Source organism: Amycolatopsis sp. NPDC114504 (genome assembly GCF_055633595.1).
This window is the reverse complement of sequence record NZ_JBVKDU010000008.1, coordinates 1-10494: the sequence shown is the minus strand read 5'-3', so window position 1 is coordinate 10494 and position 10494 is coordinate 1. Positions and strand designations below refer to the sequence as shown.

The 10494-nt window shown below is 72.3% G+C and carries 14 protein-coding genes; 5 read left to right on the top strand and 9 right to left on the bottom strand.

Annotated elements, in window-relative coordinates; all coding sequences use genetic code 11:
* Positions 1 to 235: 235 nt before the first annotated feature.
* Positions 236 to 1117, bottom strand: a complete 882-nt coding sequence (locus ACZ7PG_RS51115) for a LysR family transcriptional regulator ArgP (RefSeq protein ID WP_470246519.1) — start codon at positions 1115 to 1117, stop codon at positions 236 to 238.
* A 69-nt stretch (positions 1118 to 1186) separates the two neighbouring features.
* On the opposite strand from ACZ7PG_RS51115, the gene ACZ7PG_RS51110 reads away from it, so the two are divergent.
* Positions 1187 to 1789: a LysE/ArgO family amino acid transporter gene (locus ACZ7PG_RS51110; RefSeq protein WP_470246518.1), complete on the top strand. Its 603-nt coding sequence runs from the start codon at positions 1187 to 1189 to the stop codon at positions 1787 to 1789.
* Between the two features lies 1 nt (position 1790).
* Here the strand turns inward: ACZ7PG_RS51110 and ACZ7PG_RS51105 are convergent, their stop codons facing one another.
* From ACZ7PG_RS51105 to ACZ7PG_RS51070, 8 genes are all read right to left on the bottom strand, one after another.
* Positions 1791 to 2279: a methylated-DNA--[protein]-cysteine S-methyltransferase gene (locus ACZ7PG_RS51105; protein ID WP_470246517.1), complete on the bottom strand. Its 489-nt coding sequence runs from the start codon at positions 2277 to 2279 to the stop codon at positions 1791 to 1793.
* On the bottom strand, positions 2276 to 2656 hold the full coding sequence (locus ACZ7PG_RS51100) for a hypothetical protein (RefSeq protein ID WP_470246516.1): 381 nt from the start codon (positions 2654 to 2656) through the stop codon (positions 2276 to 2278). The genes ACZ7PG_RS51105 and ACZ7PG_RS51100 overlap by 4 nt, the downstream gene beginning before the upstream one ends.
* A complete protein-coding gene (locus ACZ7PG_RS51095) occupies positions 2653 to 3366 on the bottom strand; it encodes a 2OG-Fe(II) oxygenase (RefSeq protein WP_470246515.1) in 714 nt (237 codons plus the stop codon). Before ACZ7PG_RS51095 ends, ACZ7PG_RS51100 begins: the two co-directional genes overlap by 4 nt.
* A gap of 687 nt (positions 3367 to 4053) precedes the next feature.
* A complete protein-coding gene (locus tag ACZ7PG_RS51090; protein WP_470246514.1) occupies positions 4054 to 4647 on the bottom strand; it encodes a methylated-DNA--[protein]-cysteine S-methyltransferase in 594 nt (197 codons plus the stop codon).
* Positions 4644 to 5120, bottom strand: coding sequence for an RNA polymerase sigma factor (locus tag ACZ7PG_RS51085; protein ID WP_470246513.1), 477 nt, complete (start codon positions 5118 to 5120; stop codon positions 4644 to 4646). The genes ACZ7PG_RS51090 and ACZ7PG_RS51085 overlap by 4 nt, the downstream gene beginning before the upstream one ends.
* Before the next feature lie 44 nt (positions 5121 to 5164).
* A complete protein-coding gene (locus ACZ7PG_RS51080; RefSeq protein WP_470246512.1) occupies positions 5165 to 6469 on the bottom strand; it encodes a hypothetical protein in 1305 nt (434 codons plus the stop codon).
* A gap of 111 nt (positions 6470 to 6580) precedes the next feature.
* Positions 6581 to 7348: a putative protein N(5)-glutamine methyltransferase gene (locus tag ACZ7PG_RS51075; protein ID WP_470246511.1), complete on the bottom strand. Its 768-nt coding sequence runs from the start codon at positions 7346 to 7348 to the stop codon at positions 6581 to 6583.
* 13 nt (positions 7349 to 7361) lie between these two features.
* Positions 7362 to 7865, bottom strand: coding sequence for a L,D-transpeptidase (locus ACZ7PG_RS51070; protein WP_470246510.1), 504 nt, complete (start codon positions 7863 to 7865; stop codon positions 7362 to 7364).
* A 139-nt stretch (positions 7866 to 8004) separates the two neighbouring features.
* Between ACZ7PG_RS51070 and ACZ7PG_RS51065 the strand changes: the two genes are divergently transcribed.
* The 4 genes from ACZ7PG_RS51065 to ACZ7PG_RS51050 are packed head-to-tail and all read left to right on the top strand — an operon-like array spanning position 8005 to position 10388.
* On the top strand, positions 8005 to 8724 hold the full coding sequence (locus tag ACZ7PG_RS51065) for a transglycosylase SLT domain-containing protein (RefSeq protein WP_470246509.1): 720 nt from the start codon (positions 8005 to 8007) through the stop codon (positions 8722 to 8724).
* Position 8725: 1 nt separating this feature from the next.
* Positions 8726 to 9742 (top strand): CHAP domain-containing protein, encoded by a 1017-nt coding sequence (locus ACZ7PG_RS51060; protein WP_470246508.1) that lies wholly within the window; start codon positions 8726 to 8728, stop codon positions 9740 to 9742.
* Positions 9739 to 9993: a YbaB/EbfC family DNA-binding protein gene (locus tag ACZ7PG_RS51055; protein ID WP_470246507.1), complete on the top strand. Its 255-nt coding sequence runs from the start codon at positions 9739 to 9741 to the stop codon at positions 9991 to 9993. Before ACZ7PG_RS51060 ends, ACZ7PG_RS51055 begins: the two co-directional genes overlap by 4 nt.
* A complete protein-coding gene (locus tag ACZ7PG_RS51050) occupies positions 9990 to 10388 on the top strand; it encodes a hypothetical protein (protein ID WP_470246506.1) in 399 nt (132 codons plus the stop codon). The genes ACZ7PG_RS51055 and ACZ7PG_RS51050 overlap by 4 nt, the downstream gene beginning before the upstream one ends.
* Positions 10389 to 10494 lie beyond the last annotated feature (106 nt).

The window sequence follows — 10494 nt, the reverse complement described above, 5'->3', positions numbered from 1 at the left end:
AAGGGAAAAAGGGCGCGGGAGACGGCCGCAAAAACCCCCCCACCACCCAACAAAACCCCCCCCCTTTTGCCCGAGTCCCGCACACACCCCTACCCCCCCCCACACCACCAGCACCGAATTGATCTATAACCCTCACTGAAATTCGCCGCTGACCCGCAGCTCGAGTGACCCGCCTCCGCGCGGGAGATTTCCCACGTCTGCGTGTGCGCGCTGGCCTTGTGAAGCGTTTTGCTGCTTAGCGGAGTGCGGTCTTCGCGCCGTTCGCCACCGCGTCGGCCACGGCGGCCAGTGCCGGCGAGTCCAGCTTCCACTGCTGCCAGTGCAGCGGGACGTCCAAGGGACGATCGGGGGCCAGGTCGACCAGGGCGTCGCCGCGGGGGGCTGCCTGGATCTCCGGGACCATGCCCCAGCCGAGGCCGGCCGCCACCGCGTCCACGAACGACTCCGATGCCGGGATGTGGTGGCGGACCAGGGTGAAGTTCCGGCGGCGGGTGAGGCCGCGGAGGAAGCGGTCCTGGAGGTCGTCCTTGCGGTCGAACATGATCACCGGGGCCGCGGGCAGGGTCGTGGACAGCGTGCCCGACGACAGCCAGCGCTCGATGAACGCCGGTGCGGCCATCGCCCGGTAGCGCATGCGGCCCAAGGGGGTCGACGTGCAGCCCTGGACCGGTTGCGGGGAAGCCGTTACCGCCGCCATGACCAGGCCGTCGCGGAGGAGGGTCGCCGTGTGGTCCTGGTCCTCTCGGCGGAGGTCGAACGCGATCGAGAGGGACGCCGGGAGGCGGGCCAGGGACGGGAGGAACCAGGTCGCCAGCGAGTCCGCGTTCACCGCGATCGAGAGCGTGCGCGTCGACGAGTCCAGGCCCAGCTCGGCCAGGGCGTCCTGCTCCAGCTGAGCCAGCGAGCGGGCGAACCGGACCAGCACCTGGCCCGATGCGGTCAGCGAGATCGGCTTCGTGCGCAGCAGGAGGACCCGGCCGGTGCTCTGCTCCAAGGCCTTGATGCGCTGGCTGACCGCCGACGGGGTCACGTGGAGGACCGCCGCCGCCGCGTCGAAGCTTTGCTCGTCCACTACGGCCAGGAGGGTTCTGACCTGGTCGAGCGGGAGATCGGACATCACGAGCGCTAATGTTACGTTAAAATCTTTAGCTGGAGTAATCCCGCAGGACGGTCGTACCGTGGACGGGTGCTTCCACTGCTCCTCGCCGGGTTCGGGACCGGCCTGTCCCTCATCGTGGCCATCGGCTCACAGAACGCGTTCCTTCTGCAGCAAGGGTTGCGGGGCGGTGCCGTGACCCCGCTCGTCATCATCTGCGCGGTCTCGGACCTCGTGTTGATCGGGCTGGGCGTCAGCGGGATCGGGGCCGTGATCGAGCAGTGGCCGATGGCCATCGGGGTGATCGCCGTCGGGGGCGGGCTCTTCCTGCTGGGCTACGGCGCGCTCGCCGCGCGGCGTGCGTTCCGGCGCTCGGTCATGACCGTGGGCGACGACCGGACGCCGCTGCGGAAGGCCGGGCTCGCCTGCGTCGCCTTCACCTGGCTGAACCCGCACGTCTACCTCGACACCGTCCTGCTGCTCGGCTCGGTCGCCGTCGCCCACGGGGACGGGCGCTGGCTCTTCGGGCTCGGTGCCGGAATCGCCAGCGCCGTGTGGTTCAGCGCGCTTGGCTTCGGGGCCAAGAAGCTAGCCGGCGTGTTCGCGCGACCGGTGGCGTGGCGCGTGCTGGACGTCGTGATCGCCGTGACCATGACCGGGCTCGGCGCCACGATGCTCCTGAGCCACCTGTGAGCTACCAGAGCTGGGCCCGCTCCGTCGCCGGCGGGCGTTCCAGCTCCAGCAGGAACTGCTTGCGCTTCAGCCCGCCCGCGTAGCCCGTCAGCTTCCCGTTCTTGCCGACGACCCGGTGGCACGCCACCAGGATGCTCAGCGGGTTCTGCCCGACCGCCGCCCCGACCTCGTGCGGCAGCCCGCCGGCCGCCTTCGCCAGGTCGCCGTACGTCGCCGTCGAGCCGTACGGGATCCGGGCGATCTCGGCCCACACGGCGCGCTGGAAGTCGTCGCCGTCGGCCCGCGTGGGTGCGTCGAACTCCTTGCGCTGGCCCGCGAAGTACTCCTTGAGCTGCTCCGCGGCCGAGGCGAACGCCGAGTCGTCGCGCGGGCCGAACGTGGTGCGGTCCGGGCGGGTCCAGTGGTGCGGGAAGTACAGGCCGGTCACGACGTCGCCGTCGCCGACCAGGGTGAGCTCGCCGATCGGCGAGTCGATGATCGCGTGGTTCATCGGTCCTCCCAAGTGGTGCCGTCCGCTCGGGCGCCGCGAACGCCGGGCAGGCGGAAGTCCGTCAAGGCCGCCGTGACGACCGTCCGGTGGGGACTCCACCGCGTCGACGTCAGCAGCCGTTGTGTCATGCCGGTCCAGCCCGCCGGAGTGGCGGCCACGACCCAGACGTCCGGGTCCGGCGCCGCGAACCGCCGGGCCTGGCGCAGCCAGGACGCCGCCGTCTCCGGCCACGTCACCGTCGCCAGCACCAGGCCGCCCCACGCCGCCGCGATCCGCTCCCCGTCGGCCCGGGAGGCCGGGTCCGCCGCGGTCCCGAGGACCGCGTGCCGGGCCGGGCCCATCAGCCGCACGATCGCGGCCAGCTCTTCGGAAGTCATGTCGCGTCGTGGAAGACCAGGCCCAGGGTGTGCCGCCGGCCCGACCGCACGGCCGAGACGCCGTGGCGCACCGGGGCCGCCGACCAGCCGCGCGCCGAACGGACCGGGCGATCGCGGGTGGTGAACACCAGGCCGTGGCCCTGGGGGATGAGCGTCGCGGTGCCGCGCGACTGCGCCCGTGGTCGCTGCTCGACCAGGAGGAACTCGCCGCCGGTGTGGTCAGTACCCGGGTCGTTGAGGTTGATCACGACTTGCAAAGGGAACACCTTGTCTCCGTAGAGGTCGCGGTGCAGCGCGTTCCAGCCGCCCGTTTCGTAGCGCAGCAGGATCGGCGTCGGCCGTTGCTGGCCGGCGTCGTGGCAGACTTTCAGCCATTCGTCCAAAGTGGACGGCCATTCGGGATCGCGGCCGAGCCGGGCGTACCAGTCCCGGGCGATCGGCAGCAGACGGGAATAGAGCGCCTGCCGCAGCCGCTCCACCGGCTCCGGGAACGGCGCGGCGAAGTAGTGGTAGTCGCCGTTGTCGCCGAAGCGGTAGCGGCGCAGGTTGACCGTCGCGCGGAAGTGCTCCGGCCGGTCCCACAGCGCGACGAGCTCCGCGCACTCCGCCGGGGTGAGCAGCTGCGGCAAGAGCGCACAGCCGTAGTTGTCGACTTCGGCGGTCACCGCACTCCAGTCGGCCGCGGCGACGCGCTTTTCGAAAGTGCTCATACCCGGAAGACGCTCGGGCGGGCCGAAACGTGAGATCGGCCGGGCTGGAAGTTTCCGGGCGGGTCGGTAGCGACGGTGGTGGGTGCCGACGGCCGGCTTGGCTGCAGATGAGGATGCCGCGGCCGGCAGGGTTGGAGTTGCCCAGCTCGCCCTGCTCGGCTGGCCGGGAGCCGGGAGCCGGGAGCCGGGAGCCGGGAGTCGGCCCGAACGGAAGCCGCGGCCCTGGCCGCAGGCCGAGACCCGGATCGGGCGCGGCCGGAACCCCGGTCTCGGCCGCGACCGGAGGCTGGGCCCGCATCCTGCCGCCGACCGAAGTCCCGACCCGGCCGGTCCGGAAGCCGGAGCCGGCCTCGACCGGAAGCCGGGGCCCGGCCCCGACCGCACGCTGGGACGCGGCTGGAAGGCCAGCCCGGCCCGGCCTTAACCGGAAGCTGGGAGCAGGGAAGCCGGCCCCGGCCTCGGCGCCGACCGAAAGCCCCGACCGAAAGCCCCGACCGAAAGCCCCGACCGCACGCCGGGGCGCGGTCGGGAGGCGAGGCCCGGCCCGGCCGGAGCCGGAGACCGGGAGCCCGGCCCCGGCCGGAGACTGGGCCCGGCCCTGGCGCCGACCGGAAGCCGGAGCCGGAACCGACCAGAAGCCCAGCCCGGCCCGGCCCGGGAACCCGGAGCCGGAGCCGGAGCCGGAAGCTAAGCCGCTTCCATCGTCAGCAGGACCCGCTTGGCTTCCTCGCCGCCCGCGTACTGGCCGTACGAGCCGTCCGAGCGGACTACCCGGTGACACGGCACCACCACCGGCAGCGGGTTGAGCGCGCACGCCGTGCCCACCGCGCGGACCGCCTTCGGGCTTCCCGCGGCCGTCGCGACCTGCGAGTAGCTCTCCGTGTGGCCGTACTCGATCTCCGGCAGGTGCTCCAGCACCGACAGGCGGAACCCGCGGGCCAGGCGGAAGTCCAGCGGGACGTCGAACGCTCGCCGTCCGGCCGTGAAGTACTCGTCCAGCTGGCGGACCACCGCGTCCAGGCGGGCCGGTGCCCGGAGGATCCGCGGGCTGATGGCCGACGCCAGCTCGGCCAGCACCGCCTCGTGGTCCTGGCGGTCGAAGGCCACCTTCACGAGACCTCGCTCGGTCGCCGCCAGGAGCAGCGAGCCGATCGGGGTGTCGAGGGTGCGGTAGGCGACGTCCAGCAGGCCCTCGTGCTCCGCGGCGGCGCTCAGCCGCTCGTGGAGGCGGTGCGGCAGGATCTCGACCTCCACCGGGAACGACGGGATGATGTCGATCATGAGTGCGCTCCTTCCAAGGGGTAGATGGCCCGCAGGGTCTTGACGCCGTCGGCGGCCGCGCGGCGGGCGGCGTCCGTGCTGCCTCCGGTGATCTCCGCGATTTCGCGGTAGGGCAGCCCGGCCAGGTAGTGGTAGGCGACGGCGGCGCGCTGCTTGTCCGGCAGCTTCGCGAGCGCGTCCCACAGGTCGCCGTCCAGTGTGTCGGCGCGGCCGGGGCCGTCCGGGATCTCGCCGACCGGCAGCGGGTGGCGTGCCTGGGCGCGGGTGACGTCGATGGCCTTGCGGTGCGCGATCGTGACGAGCCACGCCTGGACGTTCGCATCCGGGGGTAGCTCGGGATACGCCTTGAGGGCGGCCAGGAAGGTCTCCGACCAGGCGTCTTCGGCGTCGGCAGGGCCGAGCACGGCCCGGCAGACCCGGAGGACCATCGGCCCGTGCTCGGCCGCGACTTGCTCGAACGGTTTCACGATCACACCCTGTAGACGTCCGCCGACGCCGCAACGTGAGATCGAGTTTGTCACGCGTACGGGTAAACCCAGTACCCGTCCCCGTCGAGGATGTGGTTGTTCACCACGAACTGCCCGATGCTCGCCAGAAGTGCCTGGTAGTCGCTGTCGAGCACCGGCTGGACGGCGTACGACGCACCCCGGTCGACGCCGGGGGCGGGCAGCGTCGCGCCGTCGTAGGTGGTGTCGAACGGGTAGACCGCGCAGGCGTTGGCCTGCCCGTCCGGCCGGGTCGCGTAGCCCGGGCCCCAGTGCTGCGTGCAGGCCAGCTCCGCGGTCGAGCGGTGGACGGCCTGCCGCGCGGTGTCGTAGAACAGCCGGGTGATCGGGTACGACCGGCCCGCGCTGCCGCCCTGGTAGCCGGGGTTGCCCGGCGCCAGGTGGCCCTGGGACGTGCCGGGGTAAGTGCTCGGGAAGTTCACGAGGGCGGCCCGGACCAGCGCGGCCGACGCCGGGAAGCCGGATGTCGCCGAGTTGTCGAGGATGTACAGCGGCTGGAACCCGAACGCGCAGTCGCTGCCCGCCGCGTAGGCCGGGTTCAGCAGCCGCGCGAGGTCGCAGCGCAGGTAGGCGCTGTGGGCGCCGGTGACGAGCGTCGTGCGGTCGCCGGTGTCCTCGGCGACGAGGTGCCGCTCGCCGACGTACCAGGTGCGCTGCTCCGCCTGCACCGCGGGCGAATCGGTCGCCACCGGCAGGTCGGTGCCCTCCATGGTGAAGACGTGCGTCTCGTCGGACTGCGCGCGCCAGTCGGCGATGCTCTTGACGACCTGCGCGGACGGCTCGTCGCAGTGCGCGGTGCCGGTCGTGTAGCGCGGGCCGCAGCTCATCGAGATGCCGAACTTCATCGCGTCGGTGATCACACCGGACAGCGACCAGCCGGCCATCCGCGTCGCGACTTCGAGCTTTCGCTGCGCCGGCAACAGGTTGCTGGTCGAGATCACGCGCGCCCACACCGTGCCGGTGACCGCGCAGCCCGCTTCGGGACAGGCGTAGCGCTGGTAGGCCATGTCGGTGATGGTGCAGCTGGCGAACCGGTTCTTCGTCCAGTACCCGGCGCGGATGTCCTTGTGGCACTCGTCGAACGTCACCGGCGTCGGGACGTTCTGGTCGAGCGCGGACACCTGGAGCTGCTGCGCCTGGGGCATCGCCGCGGGCAGTTTCCGCAGGTCGAGGGACTTCGTGAGCGGGACGCCCGCGGGGACTTCGCGGAAGACGCCGACTGAGCGGTCCGGCGCGGCGTATGCGGTGGCCGGGATGACCGTGAACAGCGTGAAAAGGGTGACGAGGGCGCAGAAGACCCGTCTTCGATTCGGCATTGCTCCCCAATTCTGCCGGGAAATCGACAAGAGCTGCCACGCTAGCGCAGCCCGATCGGGGTGGTCACTCCGACGAAGGAGTGAACGGAAGTCGTTGCCCCATCGGGCAAATCACGACGTCGGGGCGGTCCCGGTGACGACGGTGGCGCCCAATTCCTCGGATTCGTGCACGCGTGGTGTCAACCCGGCGGCGGTGAAGATCGCGCCCAGTACCGGCGCCTGGCGTTCACTCGTTTCCGTCAGCAGGGTGCCCCCCGGCGCGAGCCACCGCGACGCGCCCGCGGCGACGCGGCGGGCGAGGTCGAGGCCGTCCGCGCCGCCGTCGAGCGCGACGCGGGGTTCGTGCAGCCGGGCTTCGGGCGGCATCGTTGCGAGGGCGTCCGAAGGGACGTACGGGACGTTCGCCATGAGGACGTCGACCCGGCCGCGAAGCGACGACGGCAGTGCGTCGTAGAGGTCGCCTTCATGGACGTGGGCGCCCGGAAGGTTCACCCGGGCACAGGAGACGGCCGCGGGCTCGACGTCGGCCGCGTGCAGCTCACGCGGGCGCAGCGCGGCGGTGAACGCGGCGCCCAGCGCACCCGAGCCGCAGCACAGATCCAGCACCACGGGGCCGGGCGGCGCGAGCGAGACGGCGACGTCGACCAGGAACTCGGTGCGGTGGCGCGGCACGAACACGCCCGGCCGCACGGTGATCCGCAGGCCGTGGAACTCCGCCCAGCCGAGCAGGTGCTCCAGCGGCAGCCCGGCGACCCGGCGTTCGACGAGGGAGCCGAGCTCCGCGGGCGTCGTCGCGGCGGCGATCAGCAGGTCCGCCTCGTCCTCGGCGAACACGCAGCCCGCGGCGCGCAGGCGGGAGACGACAGTCGAAGTGTCCAACAAGGAACGGACGTTACAGGACCTGCACCGCGTCCCCGACGTTCAGGCCGTCGAAGAACGCCGCCGAATCGGCGTCGGTGAGGTGGACGCAGCCGTGCGACGGCGCGTCGAGTGGCCCGGCGTGGAAGGCGATGCCGCCGGCGGCGAAGAACACCGAGTTGGGCATGTCCGTGCCGTACACGCTGCTGGTGTGCTCGCGGTCCTTCCAGGCGACGCGGAACGAGCCGGCCGGCGTCGCCTGATCCGGCGGGCCGAAGCCGGCCGGGACCGGGCCGCGCACGACCTTGCCGTCGCGCAGCAGCCAGGCCAGGTGCTGCGCGAGGCTGACGCACGCGCCGGTGGTCACCGCGCACGGCGGCGCGGGCCGCGGGGTCGTGGTGGTCGGCGGGGCCGAAGTGGACGTCCGGACCAGTGGCGCCGGCTCGGCGATCGGGCTCGGCGTCGTCGTGCGCGGTGCCGCGCACGACGCCGTGACCAGCGTCAACCCCAGCAGGGTCAGCACCCTGGTACCGCGCATCCGTTCATCCCCTCGCCGAAGGCCTCCCGGGGATCAGTACGGGTGAGCGGCCCCGAAGGTTGAGCCGCGTGTGCACCCGGGTTGTCCCTGCGTGCAGCGCGGCTACCGCCGGGAGTACCCGGACGGTCAAGGTCGAACCATGACGAAGCTGAGCGCCGAGCAGATCGCCCGGCACGCCTACGACGCCGGGTTCCGCGGCCAGGGCCTGACCACCGCGGTCGCCGTCGCGCTGGCCGAGTCCGGCGGCCGGACGACCGCGCACAACGCCACGCCACCGGACGACTCCTACGGCCTCTGGCAGGTCAACATGCTGGGCGCGCTCGGCCCGGAGCGGCGCCGGCAGTACCACCTGAAGTCCGACGACCAGCTGTTCGACCCGGACACCAACGCCCGCGTCGCGAACAGCATCTCGGGCGACGGTCACGACTTCACGCCCTGGTCGACGTACACGAACGGCGCGTACAAACACTACCTCACGGCCGCGCGCAAGGCCGCCCAGGACGTCACCAAGCACCACGGGAAGCCCGCCGGGACCGGCACCCCGAGCGGCAGCCCGCTGCGGGTGGACGACGCCGTGCTGCACTCCTACGTGAGCCGGACCCGGCACGTCGCCGACGCGCTGGGCACCGCGACCGGGCAGCTGCGCGACGTCCGGGAGATCGGCCGCGAGAGCTTCGGCAAGATCGGCGAGGAGTCGGGGTTCGCCGGCGCGCTCACCGGGTTCGGGCTGGCCCTGCAGAAGCAGGTCAAGGGCGTCGGCACTCACGCCGACGGGCTGGCGACGGCTGCGCAGAAGGCCGCCAGGACCTACCGCGACCACGAGACGGCGACCGTCGCCGCGTTGAACGGAAAGCACTGACATGGACACCACCGCGCTCGCGCAGTCCTTCGCGAAGGACCTCGTCGCGCACCGCAACAAGCTCGCCGGGAAGGCCGAGGACGCCGTCCGCGCGGAATACGCCCTGCACCAGGTGGCCGGCGCGCTGGACGCCCAGCACGACGCCTACCACAAGGAAAGCACCACCGTGCTCGACCACTGGCACGGCCACGGCGCCGACGGTTTCCGCCACGCCAGCGCGAAGCTGACGAAGGAGCTTCGCATCACTGGCGCGGCAGGGGCGGCGGCGGAGAAGGTCGTGGCGCACGTGGCGTCCACAGTGGACTCCGGACACACGGCTGTGCAACGGCTGGTCGACGAGTACACCGCGAAAGCGAAGCAAGTTCTCGACGCCGGTGTCGCGGCCGGGACGCAGGCCGCGCTGATGCGCGCGGTCGGGCACGCCGCCGACCTGGCACCGCAGTACACGCGGCAGTCGGCGTCGACGCTGCGGCACGTCGACGCGGAACTCAAGGCGGCGGCGAAGAAGCTGCACGCATTGCAGAAGGACCTGACGCACGACGGTGTCGTGGACAAGACCGCGCACCAGGCGAAGGCGACTCACCCGAGCAAAGCTTCGGGGCGGGGCAAGGACATCGTCCACGCCGCGCGCACGCAGCTCGGCGTCCGGGAGAACCCGCCAGGCAGCAACCGGAACCCGTACGGGCCGACCGCGGCGTGGTGTTCGTCGTTCGCGACGGCGATGTGGCGCAAGGCGGGCGTGAAGATCCCGGTGCTGCCCTTCAGCGGCGACGTCTTCCACTGGGGCGAGCGCAACGGGCACGCGTACGGCAAGCACTCGCTGCACGAGGCGAAACCGGGTGACGTGCTGATCTTCGGCACGGGCCCGCAGAGCACGTCGACGAGCACGCACATCGGCATCGTCGAGAAGGTCGAAGGCAACCAGGTCACGATGATCGAGGGCAACTCCGGGGACGCCGTCCGCCGGAACACGCACACGCTCTCGGCGTCGACGTTCTACGGAGGGGTCCACCCGTGATCACCGGAAAAGCCGCCGACCGCACGGTCGCCGTCGAGGTCGCGCCGGGCGGGGCGCTGCAGGAGCTGACGCTCGAGGCGTCGGCGCTGAGGCTGGAGCCGGCCGAGCTGGCGCGCCGGATCCTGGTGCTGTCCGCGGCCGCCTCGGCGCGGGCGACGGCGTCGCTGTGGCACGACGTGGACGGGCTCGGCCTGCCGGAGGCGGGTGAGGTCGCGGAAGCGACCACACCGGACAGCTGGCGGGCCCAGTGAATCCTTTCAGGACGGCTTCGGAGCTGGCCGACGACGCTTTTTCGCTGCCGGATCCGGGGTACGGGACGCGGCTGGCGGCGATCCGGGCCGCCGCGGAGGGCGACGGGGTCGCGGTGGCGGTCGACCTGCACGGGGCGCTCGTGGACCTGCGGTTCGACCGGTGGGCGCTGAACCGGTCGCCGCGGGAGCTGGCCGGGGTGATCCTGCGGCTGGCTTCGGAGGCGGGGGCGGACGCGCTGCGGCAGGGACGAGAGCTGCTGGGTGGCTTGCTGCCGGAGGGGCCGCGGATCGGGGCTCGGCCGGCGAGCGAGCCTGGTGCGGTGGGCGGGCCGGCGATCCGGCCGCGGCCGGACCCCGAGCCTGAGGAGTTCCTCCCGGCGAGCTGGGCGACGTGACCGCGCGGGGTCGGGGGGGGGCGGCGCTTTCAGGTGGAAGCGAGCGCTTAGCGGGCGTTGTCGACCAGGCGTGCCGGCCGGCTGGGCGCCGTTGGCCGGGGCCGCG